Raw genomic sequence first — 20851 nt, 5'->3', positions numbered from 1 at the left:
CCTTAAGGTGCGGGCATGCTGCACCTCCGGTTGATCGTCCCGCCCGACCGTACGCAGTCCGCGCTGTCGGTCATCGAATCGACGGTCGGCACCACGCACGTGGTCGTGCTGCCCGGCGCCGCGCGCGACCCCGAGGGCGACCTCGTGCTCTGCGACGTCGCCCGGGAGGCCGGGGACGAGCTGCTGCGGGAGCTCCAGGGCCTGGGCATCGAGAAGGACGGCTCGATCGCCGTCGAGAACATCGACCTGTCCCTGTCCGAGCGGGCGGACGCGGCCGAGCAGGAGGCCCCGGGGGAGGCGGCCGACGCCGTCCTGTGGGAGCAGCTGGCCGAGGCGACCCACGAGGAGTCCACGCTCTCCGTCACCTACTGCGGGTTCATGATCCTCGCGACCATGATCGCGTCCTGTGGTGTGGTGCTCGACAACTCGATCCTGATCGTGGGCGCGATGGCCGTCGGCCCGGAGTTCGGCCCGCTGGCGGGGGTCTGCACGGGGATCGTCCGCTCCAAGCCGCGTCTCGCGCTGCGCTCCCTGACGGCCCTGCTGATCGGCTTCGCCGTGGGGATCGCCGCCACCACCGTGTTCAGCCTGGGGATGGACGCCATCGGGCAGTTCTCGCGGGAGATGCTGGACCAGCCCCGCCCGAACACGAACTTCATCTGGCAGCCGGACCCGCTGTCCTTGGTGGTGTCGCTGCTCGCGGGCATCGCCGGCACGCTCTCGCTGACCTCCGCGAAGTCCGGGGCGCTCGTCGGCGTGGCGATCTCCGTGACCACCGTCCCGGCCGCGGCGAACGCCGCCGTCGCCCTCAGCTACGGGGAGTTCGGCCAGATGTGGGGATCGCTGGAGCAGCTCCTGCTGAACCTGTGCGGCATCATGCTGGCCGGCGTGCTGACCCTGTACGCCCAGAAAGCACTGTGGCGGACCCAGCGAGGTCGCTGGATCCGCCGTTCCGGGGGGCTGAACCCCCGGCAGCACGGGCCGGGCCGGCGTTAGCCCAGCGCCGACTTCACGACGTCGGCGAGCCGGCCCGCCACCGCGCGGGCCTGCTCGATGTCGGCGGCCTCGACCATCACGCGCACCAGCGGCTCCGTACCCGACGGGCGCAGCAGCACCCGGCCGGTGGTGCCCAGCTCGCGCTCGGCCTCGGCGACGGCCGCGGCCAGCTCGGCGGAGGTGGAGACGCGGGACTTGTCCACGTCCGGGACGTTGACCAGGACCTGCGGCAGCCGCTGCATGACGCCGGCCAGCTCGGCCAGGGACCGGCCGGTGGCCACGACGCGCGCCGCCAGCATCAGGCCGGTCAGGGTGCCGTCACCGGTGGTCGCGTGGTCGAGGATGATCACGTGGCCGGACTGCTCGCCGCCCAGCGCGTAGCCGTTCTCCTTCATCGACTCCAGCACGTAGCGGTCGCCGACTCCGGTCTGCACGACGTGGATGCCCTCGCCCTCCATGGCCAGCTTGAAGCCCAGGTTCGACATCACGGTGCCGACCACCGTGTTGCCGCGCAGCTGGCCCGCCTCGCGCATGGCCAGCGCCAGCACCGCGAGGATCTGGTCGCCGTCGATCTCCTCGCCCGCGCCGTCGACCGCGAGGCAGCGGTCGGCGTCGCCGTCGTGCGCGATGCCGAAGTCGGCGCCGTGCTCGACGACGGCCTGCTTCAGCAGACCCAGGTGGGTGGAGCCGCACCCGTCGTTGATGTTCAGGCCGTCGGGCTCGGCACCGATGGTGATGACCTCGGCGCCGGCCCGGGCGAAGGCCTCGGGCGAGACGCGGGCGGCCGCGCCGTGCGCCTCGTCCAGGACGATCTTCAGCCCGTCGAGGCGGTTGGGCAGCACGCCGATGAGGTGGGCGACGTACTTGTCGAAGCCCTCGTCGTAGTCGGAGACCCGGCCGACGCCGGCGCCGGTGGGCCGGTCCCAGGGGGCGCCGGTGCGGTGCTGATCGTAGGTCGACTCGATGCGGTCCTCCAGCTCGTCGGCGAGCTTGTGGCCGCCGCGCGCGAAGAACTTGATGCCGTTGTCGGGCATCGCGTTGTGGCTGGCGGAGAGCATCACGCCGAGGTCGGCGCCCAGCGCACCGGTGAGATACGCCACCGCCGGGGTGGGCAGCACACCGACGCGCAGGACGTCCACGCCCGCGCTCGCGAGGCCCGCGACGACCGCGGCCTCAAGGAACTCGCCGGAGGCCCGGGGGTCGCGGCCGACCAGGGCCGTCGGCCGGTGGCCCGCGAACGTGCCCGCTTCGGCGAGTACGTGCGCAGCCGCCACGGAGAGGCCGAGCGCGAGCTCAGCCGTCAGATCCGCGTTGGCGACGCCTCGTACACCGTCCGTCCCGAAGAGTCGTCCCACTGTTGTCCTCCCGAGTTCACTGATTGTGTGTGACCGCTTGTGCCAGGTATTGCCGCTTGTGGCGGTAAACGAACCGCCCCGGCAGCACGGAGAGTGCTGCCGGGGCGGTTTCGTTGCTGAACAGCAGGCGCAGATTAACGCTTGCTGTACTGCGGAGCCTTACGGGCCTTCTTGAGACCGGCCTTCTTGCGCTCGACCGCACGGTCGTCGCGGGAAAGGAAGCCGGCCTTCTTCAGCGCCGGGCGGTTGTTGTCGACGTCCGCCTCGTTCAGCGCACGGGCCACGCCGAGGCGCAGGGCGCCGGCCTGGCCGGAGACGCCGCCACCCGCGATGCGCGCGATGACGTCGTAGCGGTTGTCGAGCTCAAGGAGCTTGAACGGCTCGTTGACTTCCTGCTGGTGCACCTTGTTGGGGAAGTAGTCCTCAAGGGTGCGACCGTTGATCTTCCACTTGCCGGTGCCCGGAACGATCCGGACGCGGGCGATGGCGTTCTTGCGACGGCCCAGGCCGGCGGCCGGCTGGGGGTCACCGAAGCGACCGGCAAGGGACTCGGAGGTGTAGTCGCCCTCGACGACGACCTCAGACTCGGTGGTGTACTCCTCGACGCCCTCGAACTCTTCGACGGGGGTCTCGGCGGTGGTCTCGGCCACGATGCTCCTCAGAATTTTCTACGTCTTAGGGGGTGGCCGGAACTACTGCGCGACCTGGGTGATCTCGAACGGCACCGGCTGCTGGGCAGCGTGGGGGTGCTGGTCGCCCGAGTAGACCTTCAGCTTCGAGAGCATCTGACGGCCCAGGGTGTTCTTGGGGAGCATGCCCTTGATGGCCTTCTCGACGGCCTTCTCCGGGTTGTTCGCCAGGAGGTCGTCGTAGCGCACCGAACGGAGACCGCCCGGGTAGCCCGAGTGGCGGTACGCCATCTTCTGCGACGCCTTGTTGCCGGACAGGTGAACCTTGTCGGCGTTGACGATGATGACGAAGTCGCCCATGTCCATGTGGGGGGCGTAAGTCGGCTTGTGCTTGCCGCGCAGGAGGGCGGCGGCCTGGGTCGCCAGACGGCCGAGGACAACGTCCTGGGCGTCGATGACGAGCCACTGGCGCGAGATGTCGCCGGGCTTGGGGCTGAACGTACGCACGCGTATGCCTTCGCTTCTTCAGTGGTGGGTCATCCCCAGGGCGTGAGCCCAAAGGGACGGGTCCTGACAGGGTCACCACGGACGATCACGACAGCCCTCGTTCACATCGGGGACGCAACCCGTGTGAACTGCTGGTCATCGGTCCGGTGGACCGGCGCAAGGCCCTTTCACGTGAGAATGAGAAAGCCAATACGCATAACAAACCAGCAGGATACCCAAGCAGACCCGTACGGGTCAAAACGCGGTCCGCGATGCCGATGCTGCTGGCGTCGCGGCGCACTCCGGTTCGGTCCTGGGTGGGGACCCCGCAGTTGTTACGGGCTCCAGGGTAACCCGACCGGAGAGCAGTGCACGACGCGCCAGCAGGATCGCGAGCCCGCACAGGGTGGCGCAGTCCTTGAAGGCGCGCCGTTTGTGGGCCAGCTCCGAGGGCCACGGGAGCAGGGCCACCTGGGGCGTCAGGGCCAGCCAGAACCAGGGCGAGCGGGGCATCGAGCCGGGCCGCACCCCCGAGGCCAGCAGCAGCGGCAGCACCACCAGGAGGTAGTGGTCGAAGGAGGGACGGGAGACCAGGAATGCGGCGAGCATCACCATGCAGGCCGTCTCCACCAGCCTCAGCTGCCCCTCGTCACCCCCCTCGCCTTGGGCGGGGTCCGGCCGCCGCCAGCGCCGCCAGGCGCCCCACAGCCCGCCTGCGGCCCCCGCGAAGGCCACCGCGACCGCCACCGGCTGCGGCACGCCCAGCCGCGGCAGCACCGCTATCGGCGAGGCGTCCCAGGGCAGCGCGTACGCGTCCTGCCCGCCCAGCAGGAACGGCAGCGTCTTGGTGAAGAACAGCGTCGGGCTCGGCATCAGCAGCGCCCCGGCCAGCGACACCGTCACCGGCAGCAGCACCGCCGCCGCCAGCCCCCGCCACTGCCGGGCCAGTACGAAGAGCAGTCCGACCGGCACCAGCATCGGCTTGCAGGCGATCGCCAGCCCCACCACCAGCCCGGCGCCCACCCAGGACCTGCGGTGCGCGAGCAGCAGCGCCACCGGCAGGGCGGCCGCGGAGATGGCCGTCCAGTTCCCGATCAGCACGAGGTTCACGTACGGCTTGTAGGCGATCGCGAACAGCGCGAAACCGCCCACCGCGAACCGGGACCGCAGCGGCACCGAGAACAGCCGCAGCGCCGCCCACCAGCCGACCGCCAGCAGCCCCGACATCCCCACCGGCAGCAGCCAGCGCAGCACCGGCGTCGGCAGCAGCGCCTCGGGCACCGCCATGACCACGGCGCTCGGCAGGTACAGGAACCGCTTGTCCTCGTACGGGGAGGAGCCCGCGAGCAGCGCGTCGGCGGCCTTGACCACGAAGGCGTTGTCGGAGCCCCAGTTCCCGCGCAGGCTGGTGGAGACGCAGATGCCGAGGAGCACCGCGAGCGAGACGGCCTGCCAGGGCCGGGACGCCGGCCTCAGCAGCCACCCGACGAGCCGCTCGGCCCGCTCCCCGGGCCCCCGCGCCCGGGCGCCGTCCCATCTCCTGAGCCAGGTGCCGGCCCTCAGCCCCACAACGCCTCCCAGTCGGTTCCGCCCGCCCCTAGGACCGCTCGCGCTCCCTAGGACCGCTCGCGCTCCACGCGCCGCTCGTCCCAGACGGGTTCCTGAGACCCCGTTCGCCCCGCCGCCCTCGCACCGCTCGGCCCCAGGGGCCTCGCGGGCTTCGGACGGCCGCGCCGGACTCCGTCCGTCGAACGCGCCCGATCCCCCGCCGGAGGGCCTCAGCGCTCGCGCTCCACGCGCCGCTCGTCCCAGACGGGTTCCCGAGTCTCCCGCACCACCCCGTCCGAACCGAAGACCAGATAGCGGTCAAATGTGCGGGCGAACCACCGGTCGTGCGTGACGCACAGCACAGTGCCGTCGTACGACTCCAGTCCGTCCTGCAGGGCCTCCGCCGACTCCAGGTCCAGGTTGTCCGTCGGCTCGTCCAGCAGCAGCGCCGTCGTCCCCGCCAGCTCCAGCAGCAGGATCTGGAAGCGCGCCTGCTGCCCGCCGGAGAGCTTCTCGAACGGCTGCTCCCCCTGGCGCTCCAGCTCGTAGCGCCGCAGGACGCCCATCGCGGCGCCCAGGGGCTTCGCGGCCTCCGTCCACAGGATGTCGACCAGCGTCCGGCCGAACAGCTCCGGGTGCGCGTGGGTCTGCGCGAAGTGCCCCGGCAGCACACGGGCGCCCAACTTCCACGTGCCCGTGTGCTTGACCTCCTCGCCCGCCAGCAGCCGCAGGAAGTGCGACTTCCCGGAGCCGTTCGAGCCGAGCACCGCGACCCGCTCGCCGTAGAAGACCTCCAGCGAGAAGGGCTTCATCAGCCCCGTCAGCTCCAGGTTCTCCACGGTGAGCGCGCGCACGCCCGTACGCCCGCCCTTGAGCCGCATCCGGATGTCCTGCTCGCGCGGCGGCTCCGGCGGCGGACCGGCCTCCTCGAACTTCTGGAAGCGGGTCTGCATCGCCCGGTACCGCGAGGCCATGTCCGGGCTGCTCGCCGCCTGGTTGCGCAGCCGCAGCACCAGCGCCCGCAGGCGGGCGTGCTCCTCGTCCCAGCGCCGCTTGAGCTCCTCGAAGCGCGCGAAGCGCTCCTTGCGGGCGTCGTGGTACGTGTCGAAGCCCGCGCCGTGCACCCAGACGTCCGAGCCCGTCGGGCTCGCCTCCAGGCTGATGATCTTCTCGGCGGCCTGGGTCAGCAGCTCCCGGTCGTGCGAGACGAACAGCACCGTCTTGCGGGTGGCCTTCAGCTGCTCCTCCAGCCACCGCTTGCCCGGAACGTCCAGGTAGTTGTCCGGCTCGTCGAGCAGCAGCACCTCGTCCGGCCCGCGCAGCAGCGCCTCCAGCACGAGCCGCTTCTGCTCACCGCCCGAGAGCGTGCGCACCTCGCGGAACTGCGCGGTGTCGTACGGGATCGCCAGCGCGGCCATCGTGCAGACGTCCCACAGGGTCTCCGCCTCGTAGCCCTGTACGTCGGCCCAGTCGCTGAGCGCCTGCGCGTACGCCATCTGCGCGGCCTCGTCGTCCACCGTCAGGATCAGCTGCTCGGCCCGGTCCACGGCCTTCGCGGCCTCCCGGATCCGCGGCTGCGCCACCGACACCAGCAGGTCCCGCACGGTCGTCTCGTCCCGCACCGACCCCACGAACTGCGACATCACGCCGAGGCCGCCGGAGACGGTGATCCCGCCGCCGTGCGGCTGGAGCTCCCCGGAGATCATCTTCAGCAGGGTGGTCTTGCCGGCCCCGTTCGCCCCGACGAGGGCGACGACCGACCCCTCCCCCACCCGGAAGGAGACGTCGGGGAGCAGGACCCGCCCGTCGGGAAGGTAGTACTCCAGGTGGCTGGCTTCGAGATGTCCCATGCGGGGCATTCAACAGCCCCGCACCGGGCCCGCCCAAACGGATTGCCCCCGGCGGCCCCGCGCGGAGCCCGTCAGCAGCAGCCGGCGGCCGGAAGGGTGCGCAGGTTGCGCGCCTCCTTGCTGCGCGCGGCGAGCAGCTCGTCCGCCGGGTAGCCGACCTCCTCCAGGGTGAGCCCGTGCGGCTTCACGACGTGCACCGAGGAGTCCCGTACGCCCGCGGCCAGCACCTGGCCGGGCCATTCGACGGGCCGGTGCCCGTCGCCGACGTGCAGCAGCGCGCCGACCAGCGAGCGGACCATGTTGTGGCAGAAGGCGTCGGCCCGCACGGTCGCGGTGACGATCCCGTCCTCGGCCCGCTCCCAGCTGAGCTGCTGGAGCGTACGGATCGTCGTGGCGCCCTCGCGCTTCTTGCAGTACGCGGCGAAGTCGTGCTCCCCGAGCAGCGCGGCGGCGGCCCGGTTCATGGCGTCGACGTCGAGCGGCCACTGGTGCCACAGCACGTGCCCGCGGCGCAGCGGGTCCACGCCGCCCTGGTGGTCGCCGACGCGGTAGGCGTAGCGGCGCCAGATGGCGGAGAACCGGGCGTTGAAGCCCCGGGGGGCCTCGGCGACCTTCCACACCCGGACGTCGTGCGGCAGCCGCCCGGCGAGCCGGCGCAGCAGCTTGTCGTGGTGCTCGGCCCACACCTCCTCGGCCACGTCGAACTGCGCGACCTGCCCGCGGGCGTGCACCCCGGCGTCGGTCCGACCGGCCACGGTCAGCTCGACCGGGTCCGGCAGCCGCATCACGGTCGTCAGGGCGGACTCCAGCTCGCCCTGGACGGTCCGCAGCACGCGCTGCTTCGCCCAGCCGGAGAAGTCCTTCCCGTCGTACGACAGGTCCAGCCGCACCCGGACGTGCCCGGGCTCCACCTCGTCACTCACGCGACAGATCCTCTCAGACATGCAGAACGGGCCCGCCCCCGGAAGGGGGGCGGGCCCGTTCAGAGCCGTTCGGCGTGATCCCGGAGGGGATCAGGCCTCCTTGACCGAACTACTTGGCCGACTCGTCGGCGGACTCGGCGGCGGGAGCCTCGGTGGCCTCCGCCTCCTTGACCGCGCGCTTGGTGGCGGCCTCGGCCTCACCGGTGGCCTGCTGGGCGACCGTAAGGGCCTCGACCAGCTCGATCACGGCCATCGGGGCGTTGTCGCCACGACGGTTGCCGATCTTGGTGATGCGCGTGTAACCACCGGGGCGGTTCTCGTAGCGCGGGGCGATCTCGGTGAACAGCGTGTGCACGATGCTCTTGTCCGTGATCGTCTGCAGAACGAGGCGACGGTTGTGGATGTCGCCCTTCTTCGCCTTGGTGATCAGACGCTCGGCGACCGGACGCAGGCGGCGGGCCTTGGCCTCGGTCGTCGTGATGCGGCCGTGCTCGAAGAGCGACTTCGCGAGGTTCGCGAGGAGGTGCTTCTCGTGCGCGGCGCTGCCGCCCAGACGGGCACCCTTTGCGGGACGCGGCATGGTGATACTCCTTCATATCTGCACCGGCCGTGTCAGGTACCGGTGTCAGTTCCCCCGGGGCGGACGCCGCGGGAAAGCTCTACAGGTGGTGCTTAGTACTGCTCGGTCTCGACGAAACCGGCGTCCGCGTCGTCGTCGGCGCCGAAGGCGTCGGCGGCGGCGGTCGGGTCGAACCCGGGCGGGCTGTCCTTGAGGGCCAGGCCCATGCCGGCGAGCTTCGCCTTGACCTCGTCGATCGACTTCGCACCGAAGTTGCGGATGTCGAGCAGGTCGGCCTCGGAGCGGGCGACGAGCTCACCCACGGAGTGGATGCCCTCGCGCTTGAGGCAGTTGTACGAGCGGACCGTGAGCTCAAGCTCCTCGATCGGCAGCGCCAGGTCGGCGGCCAGGGCCGCGTCCGTCGGCGAGGGGCCCATGTCGATGCCCTCGGCGTCGATGTTGAGCTCGCGCGCCAGGCCGAACAGCTCGACCAGGGTCTTGCCGGCGGACGCCATGGCGTCGCGCGGGCGCATGGCCTGCTTGGTCTCGACGTCGACGATCAGCTTGTCGAAGTCGGTGCGCTGCTCGACTCGGGTCGCCTCGACCTTGTAGGTGACCTTGAGGACCGGGCTGTAGATGGAGTCGATCGGGATGCGACCGATCTCCTGGCCCAGCTGCTTGTTCTGGACGGCGGAGACGTAGCCGCGACCGCGCTCGACGGTCAGCTCCATCTCCAGCTTGCCCTTGCCGTTGAGCGTGGCGAGGACCAGGTCCGGGTTGTGCACCTCGACACCGGCCGGGGGCGCGATGTCAGCAGCGGTGACCAGGCCGGGACCCTGCTTGCGCAGGTACATCACGACCGGCTCGTCGTGCTCCGAGGAGACGACCAGCTGCTTGATGTTGAGGATGATGTCGGTGACGTCTTCCTTGACGCCCGGCACGGTGGTGAACTCGTGCAGGACGCCGTCCACGCGGATGCTGGTGACAGCGGCACCCGGGATGGAGGACAGGAGGGTACGACGCAGCGAGTTGCCGAGGGTGTAGCCGAAGCCCGGCTCCAGCGGCTCGATCACGAACCGCGAGCGGTATTCGTCGACGACCTCTTCGGTCAGCGAAGGACGCTGAGCGATAAGCATGTCTGTGTTCCTTCAGTCGTGGACGCCCACTATTTGACGCCCGACGGGTAAAGCCAGGTACAGCAAGGGTACGGGCGGTACGTCCCCCCGAAGGGGTCCGCACCGCCCGGACACTCAAAGACGCACAGGCGTCGCTGCGTCAGACGCGGCGGCGCTTCGGCGGGCGGCAGCCGTTGTGCGGGGTGGGGGTGACGTCCTGGATCGAGCCGACCTCCAGGCCAGTGGCCTGGAGGGAGCGGATCGCGGTCTCGCGGCCGGAGCCCGGACCCTTGACGAAGACGTCAACCTTGCGCATGCCGTGCTCCTGCGCGCGGCGGGCGGCCGACTCGGCGGCCATCTGCGCGGCGAAGGGGGTGGACTTGCGCGAGCCCTTGAAGCCGACGTGGCCGGCGGAGGCCCAGGAGATCACGTTGCCCGAGGGGTCGGTGATCGAAACGATGGTGTTGTTGAACGTGCTCTTGATGTGGGCGTGCCCGTGAGCGACGTTCTTCTTTTCCTTGCGGCGCACCTTCTTGGCAGCGCCCTGACGACCCTTGGGGGGCATCTAAATCTCCTACGGGAGGTGGTCGGTCCTACAGCGCAAGACCGCTGAACAGGACTACTTCTTGCCCGGCTTCTTCTTACCGGCGATCGCGCGACGCGGACCCTTGCGGGTACGAGCGTTCGTGCTGGTGCGCTGACCGTGCACCGGGAGGCCGCGACGGTGGCGGATACCCTGGTAGCACTGGATCTCGACCTTGCGGCGGATGTCGGCCTGGATCTCGCGGCGGAGGTCACCCTCGGTGCGGAGGTTGGCGTCCACGTACTCGCGGATCTTGACCAGGTCCTCTTCGGCCAGGTCACGAACGCGGGTGTCGGGGTTCACACCGGTGGCCGCAAGGATTTCCTTGGACCGGGTGCGACCGACACCGAAGACGTAGGTGAGTGCGATCTCCACGCGCTTTTCGCGCGGGATGTCAACACCGGAAACGCGTGCCATTCAATGGCTCCTGTGTGTTCGGGGGTCTTCAGCAGAACCGCCCCCGACCGCCGACCACTCCTGATGGGTGGTGGTACGTCCGGGTCCCCGGCCCCCGCCGGAGGTGCCGCCGGCCCCGTGAGGGGCTGGGCGGGTTCTGCGTATGTACGTTTTTCTTACGTCGCGCGAAGAACTGCGGAAGGCAGGTCGGTCGGCGTGCGTCAGCCCTGGCGCTGCTTGTGGCGCAGGTTGTCGCAGATGACCATGACCCGGCCGTGACGGCGGATCACCTTGCACTTGTCGCAGATCTTCTTGACGCTCGGCTTGACCTTCATGTTGGTGAGGTTCTCCGGGTCAGTGCCACCACCCGCGCCGGGACGAAACGCCCAGACGGGAGCGAAGACAAGATCTACTTGTATCGGTAGACGATCCGGCCACGCGTCAGGTCGTACGGGGAAAGCTCCACCACGACCCGGTCATCGGGCAGGATTCGGATGTAGTGCATCCGCATCTTGCCGCTGATGTGCGCGAGGACCTTGTGACCGTTCTGGAGTTCCACCTTGAACATCGCGTTCGGGAGGGACTCGATCACGGTGCCCTCGATTTCGATGGCACCTTGCTTCTTGGCCACGCTTCGCCTTTCGAATCGGCTACCTTGATCAGCTCCCCGCTTCGCATGTGGACATGCGGGTGCAAAGGAGCCGACGAGTCAGTCTACGTCAGGGCACCCAGAAAGACGAATCCGGAAAGTTTGCCCCACAGACTAGATCATTAACCTGCGGCTCAGCCCAGCGGATCGGGCGCCGTCGTGACGCCGTAGGCCGCCAGGCGGGCCTTGCCGCAGTCCGGGCTGGTCAGCACGATCGGGCCCTCCTCGGTCAGCGCGATGGAGTGCTCCCAGTGCGAGGACCAGGTGCCGTCGGTCGTGATGACCGTCCAGTCGTCCGCCAGGACCTCCGTCTGGGCGGTGCCCAGGGAGACCATGGGCTCGATCGCCAGGCAGACGCCCGGGACCAGCTTGATGCCCTTGCCCCGCTTGCGCGAGACGTAGTTCAGCAGGTGGGGGTCCATGTGCATCTCGGAACCGATGCCGTGGCCGCCGTAGTCCTCGATGATCCCGTACTTGCCGGTCGCGGGACGCGGCTGCCGGCGGATGTAGCCCTCGATGGCCTTGGAGATGTCCACGAGGCGGTTGCCGAGCTTCATGGCGGCGATGCCGGCCCACATGGACTCCTCGGTCACCCGGGACAGCTCGATGAGCTCAGGCGCGTGCCCCGTGCCCACGAAGGCCGTGTACGCCGCGTCGCCGTGCCAGCCGTCCACGATCGCGCCGGCGTCGATCGAGATGACGTCGCCGTCCTTGAGGACCGTCTTGTCGTCCGGGATGCCGTGGACGACGACCTCGTTCACCGAGGTGCAGATGGTCGCGGGGAAACCGCCGTACCCGAGGAAGTTCGACTTCGCGCCGGCGTCGGCGATGACCTTGCGGGCCACCATGTCCAGATCCCGCGTCGTGGCGCCCGGAACGGCCGCCTCACGAGTCGCCGCGTGGATCGCGGCGACGACCAGCCCCGCCTCGCGCATCTTCGCGATCTGCTCGGGGGTCTTGATCTGGACCATGGAGAGTGCCTTCCACCTTTGAATCGGGTCTTTTCAACAGTACGGCCGCGATGCCCTGGGGACACCGCGGCCGTACCTGCACAACAAGGGGACTACTTCTTGAGGGCGTCCATCGCGCGCTGCGTGACGTCCGCGACCTCACCGAGGGCCGGGATGGTCACCAGCAGGCCCTGGGCCTTGTAGTAGTCGATGATCGGCTCGGTCTGCGTGTGGTAGACATCCAGCCGGTTGCGGACCGTCTCCTCCGAGTCGTCACCGCGCTGGTAGAGCTCGCCACCACAGGTGTCGCAGACACCCTCGGTCTTCGGCGCCGCGTACGTGACGTGGAAGACGTGCGAGGAGTCGTTGCGGCAGACCCGGCGGCCGGCGATCCGCTTGACGACCTCGTCCTCCTCGACCTCCAGGTCGAGGACCGCGTCCAGCTTCAGGTCCCCGGCCTTGAGGTAGGCGTCGAGGGCCTCGGCCTGCGAGACGTTGCGGGGGAAGCCGTCGAGCAGGAAGCCGCCCGCGGCGTCGGCCTGCTCCATGCGGTCCTGGGCCATGGCGATGGTGATCTCGTCGGGGACCAGCTGGCCCGCCTCCATGATCGCCTTCGCCTTGCGGCCGAGCTCCGTGCCCTTGCTGATGTTGGCGCGGAAGAGGTCGCCCGTGGAGATGTGCGGGATCGACAGGTTCTTGGCAAGGAACGCGGCCTGCGTTCCCTTGCCCGCACCGGGAGGTCCGACGAGGACGATTCGCATCAGCGGAGGAACCCTTCGTAATTGCGCTGCTGGAGCTGGCTCTCGATCTGCTTCACGGTCTCCAGACCGACACCCACGATGATCAGGATGCTCGTCCCGCCGAACGGGAAGTTCTGGTTCGCGCCGAAGCCCGCCAACGCCATCGTCGGCACAAGAGCGATGAGACCCAGGTACAGCGACCCCGGCCAGGTGATCCGGTTGAGTACGTAGCTGAGGTACTCGGCGGTGGGTCGGCCGGCGCGGATGCCCGGGATGAACCCACCATACTTCTTCATGTTGTCTGCAACTTCCTCGGGGTTGAACGAGATCGCCACGTAGAAGAACGCGAAGAAAACGATCAGGAGGAAGTAGGCGGCGATGTAGTAAGGGTGGTCGCCCTTGACGAAGTGCTTGCTGATCCACGTCGCCCAGCCGGCGGTCGAACCGCTGAACTGAACGATCAGCGCCGGGATGTACAGCAGCGACGAGGCGAAGATGACCGGGATGACACCCGCCTGGTTGACCTTGAGCGGGATGTAGGTCGAGGTACCGCCGTAGGCCCTGCGGCCGATCATGCGCTTCGCGTACTGGACCGGGATCCGGCGCTGCGCCTGCTCGACGAAGACCACGAGGGCGACCATCGCGAGACCGACGAGGATGACCACGCCGAACTCGACCCAGCCGCCCGCGATCTTGCCCTGGACCTTGATCCCCCACAGCGCGCTGACGAAGCCGGCGGCGATGGAGATGAACATGAGGATCGACATGCCGTTGCCGATGCCGCGGTCGGTCACGAGCTCACCGAGCCACATGACGACGCAGGTGCCGGCGGTCATCGTGATGACCATGACGACAGTGGTGAAGATCGACCGGTCCGGGACGATCTGGCTGGCGACCTGGCAGCCCTGGAACAGGGCGCCGCTGCGGGCGGTGGCCACGAGGCCGGTGCCCTGCAGGATCGCGAGCGCGACCGTCAGATAGCGCGTGTACTGAGTGATCTTCGCCGTGCCGGACTGACCCTCTTTTTTGAGGTTCTCCAGCTTCGGGATGACCACGGTCAGCAGCTGCAGGATGATGCTCGCCGTGATGTACGGCATGATGCCGAGCGCGAAGATCGTGATCTGCAGCAGCGCACCGCCGCTGAACAGGTTGACCAGACCGAACAGTCCATTGCTGTTCCCCGGCTGGTCGACACAGATCTGAACGTTCTTGTAGCTCACGCCGGGTACCGGGATGTGGGACCCGAGCCTGAACAGCACGATGATGCCGAGCGTGAAGAGCAGCTTCTTGCGCAGGTCAGGCGTCTTGAACGCCTGGGCGAACGCGGTGAGCACGGTGCCTCCTGCGACCCCCGCGCTACTGCGTCAGAGGTGACGGTCTGAGGGATCGACGAATACGTACAAGCAAAGGTGCAGGCCACCTTACCGGCGACAGTGCCCCCCGTGGAACGACCAACCGGGGATGCCCCATATGTGAGGCATCCCCGGTCGGGTTTCAGCTATTAATCACCGAGTTTCGTCTTAGACGAGCTCAGTGACGGTGCCGCCGGCAGCGGCAATCTTCTCCTTGGCGGAAGCGGAGACGGCGTCAACCGAAACCTGCAGCGCCACGGAGAGCTCGCCCTGGCCCAGGACCTTGACGAGGCTGTTCTTGCGCACCGCGCCCTTGGCGACCAGGTCGGCCACCGTGACCTCTCCACCCTCGGGGTAGAGAGCGCCGAGCTTGTCCAGGTTGACAACCTGGAACTCGGTGCGGAAGGGGTTCTTGAAGCCCTTGAGCTTCGGCAGACGCATGTGGAGGGGCATCTGCCCACCCTCGAAGCGCTGCGGGATCTGGTAACGGGCCTTCTGGCCCTTCGTACCACGACCGGCCGTCTTACCCTTCGACGCCTCACCACGACCGACACGGGTCTTCGCGGTCTTGGCGCCGGGGGCGGGACGGAGGTTGTGGGCCTTCAGCGGGCTGTTCTCAGCCATGATTAGTCAACCTCCTCAACCGTCACGAGGTGGCGGACGGTGTGAACCATTCCGCGGAACTCGGGGCGGTCCTCCTTGACGACGACGTCGTTCAGGCGCTTGAGCCCGAGCGAACGCAGCGTGTCGCGGTGGTTCTGCTTGCTGCCGATGTACGACTTCGTCTGCGTGATCTTGAGGCGAGCCATTACGCACCCGCCCCGGCACGTGCACGAAGGAGAGCCGCGGGGGCGACGTCCTCGAGGGGCAGACCACGGCGAGCCGCGATCTCCTCGGGACGCTGCAGGCCCTTGAGGGCCGCCACGGTCGCGTGCACGATGTTGATCGCGTTGGAAGAGCCGAGCGACTTCGACAGGATGTCGTGAACGCCGGCGCACTCCAGAACGGCGCGCACCGGGCCACCGGCGATAACACCGGTACCGGGGGCGGCCGGCTTCAGCAGCACGACGCCCGCGGCACGCTCGCCCGTGATCGGGTGAGGGATGGTGCCCTGGATGCGCGGAACCTTGAAGAAGGACTTCTTGGCTTCCTCGACACCCTTGGCGATGGCCGCGGGAACTTCCTTGGCCTTGCCGTAACCGACACCTACAGTGCCGTCACCGTCGCCCACCACGACCAGCGCGGTGAAGCTGAAGCGGCGACCACCCTTGACAACCTTGGCAACGCGGTTGATCGCGACAACGCGCTCAACGTAAGCGGTCTTCTCGGCGGCAGGGCCACCGTCGCGACCCTTCCGGTCCCGCCGCTCGCCGCCACCGGCACCGCTTCCGCGGCGCTGGGGTCCAGCCATTGGATTACCTCTCTCTGTTACGTCCGTGAGTCCCGGAACCGGGGCTTAGAACTTCAGCCCGGCTTCGCGGGCGGCGTCAGCCAGAGCGGCAATGCGCCCGGCGTATCGGTTGCCACCGCGGTCAAAGACAACGGTCTCGACGCCGGCAGCCTTCGCACGCTCGGCCACGAGCGCGCCGACGGCCTGGGCCTGGGCGCTCTTGTCGCCTTCGCCACCGCGGATCGAGGTGTCCAGGGTCGACGCGGACGCCAGGGTGTGACCCTGGAGGTCGTCGATGACCTGAGCAACGATGTTGCGGTTGGAACGCGTCACGACGAGGCGCGGACGCTCCGCCGTACCCGACACGTTCTTGCGAATGCGGATGTGGCGGCGAGCCTTGGCAGCGCGCTTGTACGCGTCGCCCTTGGCGATCTTCACACCGTATGCCATGGCTACTTACCAGCCTTTCCGACCTTGCGGCGGATGACTTCGCCGGCGTACTTGACACCCTTGGCCTTGTACGGGTCGGGCTTCCGCAGCTTGCGGATGTTGGCGGCGACCTCGCCGACCTTCTGCTTGTCGATGCCCTCGACCGAGAACTTGGTGGGCGACTCGACCTTGAAGGAGATGCCCTCGGGCGCCTCGATCAGGATCGGGTGGCTGTAACCAAGCTGGAACTCCAGGTCGGAGCCCTTCGCGGCGACGCGGTAACCGACACCGCTGATCTCGAGAGCCTTGACGTACCCCGTGGTCACACCGGTGATCATGTTCGCCACCAGCGTGCGGGACAGGCCGTGCAGGGCCTTGTTCTGACGCTCGTCGTTCGGGCGGGTGACGTTCAGAACGCCGTCCTCACCCTTGACGATCTCGATCGGCGCCTTGACGGTGTGCGACAGGGAACCCTTGGGGCCCTTCACAGCGACCGTCTGGCCGTCGATGGTGACGTCCACACCGGCGGGAACCTGGATGGGGAGCTTGCCGATTCGCGACATTGCTTTTCCTCCGTTCCCGACTACCAGACGTAGGCGAGGACTTCCCCACCTACGCCCTTCTTGCCTGCCTGCTGGCCGGTCAGGAGACCGTGGGACGTGGAGATGATCGCCACGCCCAGGCCGCCGAGGACCTTCGGCAGGTTGGTGGACTTTGCGTACACGCGCAGACCGGGCTTCGAGATCCGCTTGATGCCCGCGATGGAGCGCTCACGGTTCGGCCCGAACTTCAGCTCGAGGACGAGGTTCTTGCCGACCTCGGCGTCCTCGACCTTCCAGCCGGTGATGAAACCCTCTTGCTTGAGGATCTCCGCGATGTGCGACTTGATCTTGCTGTGCGGCATCACGACGGAGTCGTGGTACGCCGAGTTAGCGTTACGCAGACGGGTCAGCATGTCTGCGATCGGGTCAGTCATGGTCATGAAGTGGCCTTCGGCCTCTCTCGCCGGGGTTTCCTGTATGCGCCATCCCTCTCCCCACTCTGTGGCGGGACGGGTGCGGTGCGGGGACCTACGGCGTAGTAAGTCGTTATGGACGGCGGACGCCCAACCCCACAAGCCTACGGCATGCGGAGCAGGGCACCCACCGACCAGATGCTTACCGAGAGTGCCTGGAAGTTCCCAAGTCCTTGCGGACGAGAGGGAATTACCAGGAGCTCTTGGTCACGCCCGGCAGCTCGCCACGGTGAGCCATCTCACGAAGGCAGACGCGGCACAGGCCGAACTTGCGGTACACGGAGTGGGGACGACCGCAGCGCTGGCAGCGGGTGTACGCACGCACACCGAACTTGGGCTTGCGGGCAGCCTTCGCGATGAGAGCCTTCTTCGCCATCTCGCTTACGCCTCCTTGAAGGGGAAGCCGAGGTGACGAAGGAGCGCGCGGCCCTCAGCGTCGTTGGTCGCCGTGGTGACCACGGTGATGTCCATACCCCGGGTACGGTCGATCTTGTCCTGGTCGATCTCGTGGAACATGACCTGCTCCGTGAGACCGAAGGTGTAGTTGCCACGGCCGTCGAACTGCTTCGGCGACAGACCGCGGAAGTCACGGATACGCGGCAGCGCGAGCGACAGCGTACGGTCCAGGAACTCCCACATGCGGTCACCACGGAGGGTGACGTGGCAGCCGATCGGCTGACCCTCGCGCAGCTTGAACTGCGCGATGGACTTGCGGGCCTTCGTGACGGCCGGCTTCTGACCGGTGATCGTCGTCAGGTCCTTGATGGCGCCGTCGATCAGCTTGGAGTCGCGGGCGGCGTCGCCCACACCCATGTTGACGACGATCTTCACGAGGCCGGGGATCTGCATGACGTTCTCGTACGAGAACTCCTCACGCAGCTTGCCGGTGATGTCCTCGCGGTACTTCGTCTTGAGACGCGGAGTGGTAGCCATCAGATGTCCTCACCCGTCCGCTTGGCAACGCGGATCTTGTTGCCCTCGTCGTCGAAGCGGAAACCGACGCGGGTAACGACCTTCTGGCCGTCCTTCTCCACAACCAGCTGAACGTTGCTGACGTGGATCGGGGCCTCGACGATCACGATGCCGCCGGCCTGCGAACCACCAGCGGTCTGCCCGGCCTTGGTGTGCTTCTTGACCCGGTTGACACCCTCGACGAGGACGCGGTTCTCAGTAGGGATGGCCATGATGACCTTGCCCTGCTTGCCCTTGTCCTTACCGGTGATGACCTGAACCAGGTCGCCCTTCTTGATCTTCATGCTTACAGCACCTCCGGCGCGAGCGAGATGATCTTCATGAACTTCTTCTCGCGCAGCTCACGGCCCACGGGGCCGAAGATACGGGTGCCACGAGGGTCGCCGTCGTTCTTGAGAATGACAGCGGCGTTCTCGTCGAAGCGGATGTACGAGCCGTCCTGGCGGCGGCGTTCCTTAACGGTGCGAACGATGACCGCCTTGACGACGTCACCCTTCTTCACGTTGCCACCGGGGATCGCGTCCTTGACGGTGGCGACGATGACGTCACCGATGCCCGCGTAGCGGCGACCCGAACCACCGAGAACACGGATGCAAAGGATTTCCTTCGCACCAGTGTTGTCGGCGATACGCAGTCGCGACTCCTGCTGGATCACGTGTGTATCTCCTGTTTGTCTGCCGGTTCCCGGCGGGGGTTTCACTCCGAGGAGCTACCGCCCCCACCGAGCCTGGCGGAACGAACCTGAGGGGCCCCTGAACTTGTTGTCCAGGGCCTCAGATAATTACTTGGCCTTCTCGAGGATCTCGACGATGCGCCAGCGCTTGCTCGCCGACAGCGGACGCGTCTCCATGATGAGGACGCGGTCGCCGACGCCGGCAGCGTTCTGCTCGTCGTGAGCCTTGAGCTTGTTCGTACGGCGGATGACCTTGCCGTACAGGGCGTGCTTCACGCGGTCCTCGACGGCGACGACGACGGTCTTGTCCATCTTGTCGCTGACGACCAGACCCTCACGGGTCTTGCGGAAACCGCGCTGCTCAGTGGTCTCAGTCACGTTCTTCTCGCTCATCAGGCGCTCTCCACCGTCTCGATACCGAGCTCACGCTCGTGCATCAGGGTGTAGATGCGAGCGATGTCCTTACGGACGGACTTGAGCCGGCCGTTGTTCTCCAGCTGGCCCGTGGCCGCCTGGAAGCGCAGCTTGAACAGCTCTTCCTTGGCCTCGCGCAGCTTGCCAACGAGCTCCTCGTTGCCGAGCTCACGCAGCTCGGACGCCTTGGTTCCCGTCGCCATCACGACTCACCTGCCTCGCGCCGAACAATCCGGCACTTCATCGGAAGCTTGTGAGCAGCGCGGGTGAGCGCCTCACGAGCAATCTTCTCGTTCGGGTAGGACAGCTCGAACATGACCCGGCCCGGGTGCACGTTGGCGATCCACCACTCAGGAGAACCCTTACCGGAACCCATGCGGGTCTCGGCAGGCTTCTTCGTCAGCGGGCGGTCCGGGTAGATGTTGATCCAGACCTTGCCGCCACGCTTGATGTGGCGGGTCATCGCAATACGAGCCGCCTCGATCTGGCGGTTCGTCACGTACGCCGGGGTCAGCGCCTGGATGCCGTACTCGCCGAACGTGACCTCAGTACCGCCCTTGGCCATGCCACTGCGCTTCGGGTGGTGCTGCTTGCGGTGCTTGACCCTACGAGGGATCAGCATGTCGGTCAGGCCTCCGTTCCGGTGCTCTCGGCCGGAGCGGCGGCGGGAGCGTCGGCCTTGGGGGCCTCGGCACCAGCAGCCTGCTGCGGCTTGCGGCCACCACGGCCGCCGCGCTCGCCACCACGGCCACCACGGCCGGCGGGACGGTCGCCAGCGCCCTGCGCGCCACGGGCCGGGCGGTTACCCGCACGGGCCGCAGCGTTCTCGGCGCGAACCTCGGCGATGTTCTTGACGTCGCCCTTGTAGATCCAGACCTTCACACCGATACGGCCGAAGGTGGTCTTGGCCTCGAAGAAGCCGTAGTCCACGTTCGCGCGCAGCGTGTGCAGCGGCACACGACCCTCGCGGTAGAACTCGGAGCGGGACATCTCGGCGCCGCCGAGACGACCGCCACACTGGATCTTGATGCCCTTGGCGCCGGCCTTCATCGTGCCCTGCATGCTCTTACGCATGGCGCGACGGAAGGAGACGCGGGAGGAAAGCTGCTCGGCAACGGCCTGGGCAACCAGCTGAGCGTCAAGCTCGGGGTTCTTGACCTCGAGGATGTTCAGCTGGACCTGCTTGCCCGTGAGCTTCTCGAGGTCACCGCGGATGCGGTCGGCCTCGGCGCCACGGCGGCCGATGACGATGCCCGGACGAGCGGTGTGGATGTCCACACGCACGCGGTCACGGGTGCGCTCGATCTCAACCTTCGAGATGCCGGCGCGCTCCATGCCGGACGTCATCATCCGACGGATGGCGACGTCTTCCTTGACGTAGTCCTTGTACAGCTTGTCGGCGTACCAACGCGACTTGAAGTCGGTGGTGATGCCGAGCCGGAACCCGTGCGGGTTTACCTTCTGGCCCATTACCGGGAACCTTCCTTGCTGCTGACGACCACGGTGATGTGGCTGGTCCGCTTGCGGATCCGGTAGGCACGGCCCTGCGCACGCGGACGGAACCGCTTCAGGGTCGGGCCCTCGTCCACGAACGCCTCGCTGATGACCAGCGTGGAGGCGTCCGGGTGGTTGTAGTTGTGTGCGGCGTTGGCAATGGCGCTGTCCAGCACCTTGCCAACCGGCACGCTCGCGGCCTGCGGGGCGAAACGCAGGACCGCCTGAGCCTCCGTGGCATCCATGCCACGGATAAGGTCCACCACTCGGCGGGCCTTCATGGGCGTGACGCGGATGTACCGCGCCTGGGCCCTGGCTTCCATGGTTGTCCCT

The 20851-nt window shown here is 67.8% G+C and carries 31 protein-coding genes; 1 reads left to right on the top strand and 30 read right to left on the bottom strand.

What is annotated here, in order from left to right; all coding sequences use genetic code 11:
- Positions 1-15 precede the first annotated feature (15 nt).
- Positions 16-996: a DUF389 domain-containing protein gene (locus EES41_RS21905; RefSeq protein WP_123079967.1), complete on the top strand. Its 981-nt coding sequence runs from the start codon at positions 16-18 to the stop codon at positions 994-996.
- Here the strand turns inward: EES41_RS21905 and glmM are convergent.
- The 30 genes from glmM to rplV all read right to left on the bottom strand — a co-directional run bounded on the left by glmM (position 993) and on the right by rplV (position 20841).
- On the bottom strand, positions 993-2351 hold the full coding sequence (gene glmM / locus EES41_RS21900) for a phosphoglucosamine mutase (RefSeq protein ID WP_123079966.1): 1359 nt from the start codon (positions 2349-2351) through the stop codon (positions 993-995). The two genes, EES41_RS21905 and glmM, sit on opposite strands and share 4 nt — an antisense overlap.
- Positions 2352-2485: 134 nt before the next feature.
- On the bottom strand, positions 2486-3001 hold the full coding sequence (gene rpsI, locus EES41_RS21895) for a 30S ribosomal protein S9 (protein WP_008739658.1): 516 nt from the start codon (positions 2999-3001) through the stop codon (positions 2486-2488).
- 42 nt (positions 3002-3043) lie between these two features.
- Positions 3044-3487 carry a 50S ribosomal protein L13 gene (gene rplM / locus EES41_RS21890; RefSeq protein WP_008739660.1) on the bottom strand — a complete coding sequence of 148 codons (444 nt, stop codon included), beginning with the start codon at positions 3485-3487 and terminating at the stop codon, positions 3044-3046.
- Between the two features lie 234 nt (positions 3488-3721).
- On the bottom strand, positions 3722-5035 hold the full coding sequence (locus EES41_RS21885; protein WP_254211535.1) for a glycosyltransferase family 87 protein: 1314 nt from the start codon (positions 5033-5035) through the stop codon (positions 3722-3724).
- A 209-nt stretch (positions 5036-5244) separates the two neighbouring features.
- Complete coding sequence (locus EES41_RS21880) at positions 5245-6873, bottom strand: ABC-F family ATP-binding cassette domain-containing protein (RefSeq protein ID WP_123079965.1); 1629 nt, start codon at positions 6871-6873, stop codon at positions 5245-5247.
- Positions 6874-6935: 62 nt separating this feature from the next.
- Complete coding sequence (truA, locus tag EES41_RS21875) at positions 6936-7787, bottom strand: tRNA pseudouridine(38-40) synthase TruA (protein WP_123079964.1); 852 nt, start codon at positions 7785-7787, stop codon at positions 6936-6938.
- Between the two features lie 109 nt (positions 7788-7896).
- A complete protein-coding gene (gene rplQ, locus EES41_RS21870; protein WP_123079963.1) occupies positions 7897-8367 on the bottom strand; it encodes a 50S ribosomal protein L17 in 471 nt (156 codons plus the stop codon).
- Between the two features lie 92 nt (positions 8368-8459).
- Positions 8460-9482, bottom strand: a complete 1023-nt coding sequence (locus EES41_RS21865; protein WP_008739666.1) for a DNA-directed RNA polymerase subunit alpha — start codon at positions 9480-9482, stop codon at positions 8460-8462.
- A gap of 139 nt (positions 9483-9621) precedes the next feature.
- Positions 9622-10026, bottom strand: a complete 405-nt coding sequence (gene rpsK, locus EES41_RS21860) for a 30S ribosomal protein S11 (protein ID WP_003956432.1) — start codon at positions 10024-10026, stop codon at positions 9622-9624.
- 54 nt (positions 10027-10080) lie between these two features.
- A complete protein-coding gene (gene rpsM / locus EES41_RS21855) occupies positions 10081-10461 on the bottom strand; it encodes a 30S ribosomal protein S13 (protein WP_008739674.1) in 381 nt (126 codons plus the stop codon).
- Positions 10462-10661: 200 nt separating this feature from the next.
- Positions 10662-10775 (bottom strand): 50S ribosomal protein L36, encoded by a 114-nt coding sequence (rpmJ, locus tag EES41_RS21850; RefSeq protein WP_003956441.1) that lies wholly within the window; start codon positions 10773-10775, stop codon positions 10662-10664.
- Between the two features lie 74 nt (positions 10776-10849).
- Positions 10850-11071 carry a translation initiation factor IF-1 gene (infA, locus tag EES41_RS21845; protein WP_003956442.1) on the bottom strand — a complete coding sequence of 74 codons (222 nt, stop codon included), beginning with the start codon at positions 11069-11071 and terminating at the stop codon, positions 10850-10852.
- Between the two features lie 152 nt (positions 11072-11223).
- The gene (gene map, locus EES41_RS21840) at positions 11224-12060 is read right to left on the bottom strand and encodes a type I methionyl aminopeptidase (RefSeq protein ID WP_123079962.1); all 837 of its coding nucleotides are present in this window, start codon (positions 12058-12060) and stop codon (positions 11224-11226) included.
- Positions 12061-12152: 92 nt separating this feature from the next.
- A complete protein-coding gene (locus EES41_RS21835) occupies positions 12153-12800 on the bottom strand; it encodes an adenylate kinase (protein WP_008739691.1) in 648 nt (215 codons plus the stop codon).
- On the bottom strand, positions 12800-14113 hold the full coding sequence (gene secY, locus EES41_RS21830) for a preprotein translocase subunit SecY (protein ID WP_008739692.1): 1314 nt from the start codon (positions 14111-14113) through the stop codon (positions 12800-12802). Before secY ends, EES41_RS21835 begins: the two co-directional genes overlap by 1 nt.
- 186 nt (positions 14114-14299) lie before the next feature.
- Positions 14300-14755 (bottom strand): 50S ribosomal protein L15, encoded by a 456-nt coding sequence (gene rplO, locus EES41_RS21825; RefSeq protein ID WP_008739693.1) that lies wholly within the window; start codon positions 14753-14755, stop codon positions 14300-14302.
- A 2-nt stretch (positions 14756-14757) separates the two neighbouring features.
- Positions 14758-14940, bottom strand: coding sequence for a 50S ribosomal protein L30 (rpmD, locus tag EES41_RS21820; RefSeq protein ID WP_005313525.1), 183 nt, complete (start codon positions 14938-14940; stop codon positions 14758-14760).
- On the bottom strand, positions 14940-15542 hold the full coding sequence (gene rpsE / locus EES41_RS21815; RefSeq protein WP_008739695.1) for a 30S ribosomal protein S5: 603 nt from the start codon (positions 15540-15542) through the stop codon (positions 14940-14942). Before rpsE ends, rpmD begins: the two co-directional genes overlap by 1 nt.
- A 45-nt stretch (positions 15543-15587) precedes the next feature.
- On the bottom strand, positions 15588-15971 hold the full coding sequence (gene rplR, locus EES41_RS21810) for a 50S ribosomal protein L18 (protein ID WP_008739696.1): 384 nt from the start codon (positions 15969-15971) through the stop codon (positions 15588-15590).
- 2 nt (positions 15972-15973) lie between these two features.
- A complete protein-coding gene (gene rplF / locus EES41_RS21805) occupies positions 15974-16513 on the bottom strand; it encodes a 50S ribosomal protein L6 (protein WP_008739697.1) in 540 nt (179 codons plus the stop codon).
- 20 nt (positions 16514-16533) lie between these two features.
- Positions 16534-16932 carry a 30S ribosomal protein S8 gene (gene rpsH, locus EES41_RS21800; protein ID WP_008739698.1) on the bottom strand — a complete coding sequence of 133 codons (399 nt, stop codon included), beginning with the start codon at positions 16930-16932 and terminating at the stop codon, positions 16534-16536.
- Between the two features lie 223 nt (positions 16933-17155).
- The gene (locus tag EES41_RS21790; RefSeq protein ID WP_003956452.1) at positions 17156-17341 is read right to left on the bottom strand and encodes a type Z 30S ribosomal protein S14; all 186 of its coding nucleotides are present in this window, start codon (positions 17339-17341) and stop codon (positions 17156-17158) included.
- Positions 17342-17346: 5 nt separating this feature from the next.
- A complete protein-coding gene (gene rplE / locus EES41_RS21785) occupies positions 17347-17898 on the bottom strand; it encodes a 50S ribosomal protein L5 (RefSeq protein ID WP_037792008.1) in 552 nt (183 codons plus the stop codon).
- Positions 17898-18221: a 50S ribosomal protein L24 gene (gene rplX, locus EES41_RS21780; RefSeq protein WP_008739700.1), complete on the bottom strand. Its 324-nt coding sequence runs from the start codon at positions 18219-18221 to the stop codon at positions 17898-17900. Before rplX ends, rplE begins: the two co-directional genes overlap by 1 nt.
- A gap of 2 nt (positions 18222-18223) precedes the next feature.
- On the bottom strand, positions 18224-18592 hold the full coding sequence (rplN, locus tag EES41_RS21775) for a 50S ribosomal protein L14 (protein ID WP_008739701.1): 369 nt from the start codon (positions 18590-18592) through the stop codon (positions 18224-18226).
- 126 nt (positions 18593-18718) lie between these two features.
- The gene (rpsQ, locus tag EES41_RS21770; protein WP_008739702.1) at positions 18719-19003 is read right to left on the bottom strand and encodes a 30S ribosomal protein S17; all 285 of its coding nucleotides are present in this window, start codon (positions 19001-19003) and stop codon (positions 18719-18721) included.
- Positions 19003-19227: a 50S ribosomal protein L29 gene (gene rpmC / locus EES41_RS21765; RefSeq protein WP_008739703.1), complete on the bottom strand. Its 225-nt coding sequence runs from the start codon at positions 19225-19227 to the stop codon at positions 19003-19005. The genes rpsQ and rpmC overlap by 1 nt, the downstream gene beginning before the upstream one ends.
- Entirely contained in the window at positions 19227-19646 is a 420-nt protein-coding gene (gene rplP / locus EES41_RS21760; RefSeq protein WP_008739704.1) for a 50S ribosomal protein L16, read from the bottom strand. Before rplP ends, rpmC begins: the two co-directional genes overlap by 1 nt.
- Positions 19647-19651: 5 nt before the next feature.
- Positions 19652-20494: a 30S ribosomal protein S3 gene (gene rpsC, locus EES41_RS21755; protein WP_008739710.1), complete on the bottom strand. Its 843-nt coding sequence runs from the start codon at positions 20492-20494 to the stop codon at positions 19652-19654.
- Positions 20494-20841, bottom strand: a complete 348-nt coding sequence (gene rplV / locus EES41_RS21750) for a 50S ribosomal protein L22 (RefSeq protein ID WP_037792011.1) — start codon at positions 20839-20841, stop codon at positions 20494-20496. The genes rpsC and rplV overlap by 1 nt, the downstream gene beginning before the upstream one ends.
- Between the last annotated feature and the right edge of the window lie 10 nt (positions 20842-20851).

Source organism: Streptomyces sp. ADI95-16 (genome assembly GCF_003721495.1).
Taxonomy (GTDB): Bacteria; Actinomycetota; Actinomycetes; order Streptomycetales; family Streptomycetaceae; genus Streptomyces; species Streptomyces goshikiensis.
This window is presented reverse-complemented; position numbering and strand designations above follow the sequence as displayed.

What these genes read in the sequence shown, in the direction of transcription:
- EES41_RS21835 (WP_008739691.1), bottom strand. Translation starts at nt 12,800, where the DNA reads ATGCGAATCGTCCTCGTCGGACCTCCCGGTGCGGGCAAGGGAACGCAG.
- rplX (WP_008739700.1), bottom strand. Translation starts at nt 18,221, where the DNA reads ATGAAGATCAAGAAGGGCGACCTGGTTCAGGTCATCACCGGTAAGGAC.
- rplF (WP_008739697.1), bottom strand. Translation starts at nt 16,513, where the DNA reads ATGTCGCGAATCGGCAAGCTCCCCATCCAGGTTCCCGCCGGTGTGGAC.
- rplO (WP_008739693.1), bottom strand. Translation starts at nt 14,755, where the DNA reads ATGGCTGAGAACAGCCCGCTGAAGGCCCACAACCTCCGTCCCGCCCCC.
- rpmC (WP_008739703.1), bottom strand. Translation starts at nt 19,227, where the DNA reads ATGGCGACGGGAACCAAGGCGTCCGAGCTGCGTGAGCTCGGCAACGAG.
- rpmD (WP_005313525.1), bottom strand. Translation starts at nt 14,940, where the DNA reads ATGGCTCGCCTCAAGATCACGCAGACGAAGTCGTACATCGGCAGCAAG.
- EES41_RS21790 (WP_003956452.1), bottom strand. Translation starts at nt 17,341, where the DNA reads ATGGCGAAGAAGGCTCTCATCGCGAAGGCTGCCCGCAAGCCCAAGTTC.
- rplV (WP_037792011.1), bottom strand. Translation starts at nt 20,841, where the DNA reads ATGGAAGCCAGGGCCCAGGCGCGGTACATCCGCGTCACGCCCATGAAG.
- EES41_RS21905 (WP_123079967.1), top strand. Translation starts at nt 16, where the DNA reads ATGCTGCACCTCCGGTTGATCGTCCCGCCCGACCGTACGCAGTCCGCG.
- rpsH (WP_008739698.1), bottom strand. Translation starts at nt 16,932, where the DNA reads ATGACCATGACTGACCCGATCGCAGACATGCTGACCCGTCTGCGTAAC.
- rplE (WP_037792008.1), bottom strand. Translation starts at nt 17,898, where the DNA reads ATGGCTACCACTCCGCGTCTCAAGACGAAGTACCGCGAGGACATCACC.
- rplQ (WP_123079963.1), bottom strand. Translation starts at nt 8,367, where the DNA reads ATGCCGCGTCCCGCAAAGGGTGCCCGTCTGGGCGGCAGCGCCGCGCAC.
- rpsM (WP_008739674.1), bottom strand. Translation starts at nt 10,461, where the DNA reads ATGGCACGCGTTTCCGGTGTTGACATCCCGCGCGAAAAGCGCGTGGAG.
- EES41_RS21880 (WP_123079965.1), bottom strand. Translation starts at nt 6,873, where the DNA reads ATGCCCCGCATGGGACATCTCGAAGCCAGCCACCTGGAGTACTACCTT.
- rplP (WP_008739704.1), bottom strand. Translation starts at nt 19,646, where the DNA reads ATGCTGATCCCTCGTAGGGTCAAGCACCGCAAGCAGCACCACCCGAAG.
- rpsC (WP_008739710.1), bottom strand. Translation starts at nt 20,494, where the DNA reads ATGGGCCAGAAGGTAAACCCGCACGGGTTCCGGCTCGGCATCACCACC.
- rplR (WP_008739696.1), bottom strand. Translation starts at nt 15,971, where the DNA reads ATGGCATACGGTGTGAAGATCGCCAAGGGCGACGCGTACAAGCGCGCT.
- rpsK (WP_003956432.1), bottom strand. Translation starts at nt 10,026, where the DNA reads ATGCCCCCCAAGGGTCGTCAGGGCGCTGCCAAGAAGGTGCGCCGCAAG.
- rpmJ (WP_003956441.1), bottom strand. Translation starts at nt 10,775, where the DNA reads ATGAAGGTCAAGCCGAGCGTCAAGAAGATCTGCGACAAGTGCAAGGTG.
- rpsE (WP_008739695.1), bottom strand. Translation starts at nt 15,542, where the DNA reads ATGGCTGGACCCCAGCGCCGCGGAAGCGGTGCCGGTGGCGGCGAGCGG.
- map (WP_123079962.1), bottom strand. Translation starts at nt 12,060, where the DNA reads ATGGTCCAGATCAAGACCCCCGAGCAGATCGCGAAGATGCGCGAGGCG.
- EES41_RS21865 (WP_008739666.1), bottom strand. Translation starts at nt 9,482, where the DNA reads ATGCTTATCGCTCAGCGTCCTTCGCTGACCGAAGAGGTCGTCGACGAA.
- rpsQ (WP_008739702.1), bottom strand. Translation starts at nt 19,003, where the DNA reads ATGAGCGAGAAGAACGTGACTGAGACCACTGAGCAGCGCGGTTTCCGC.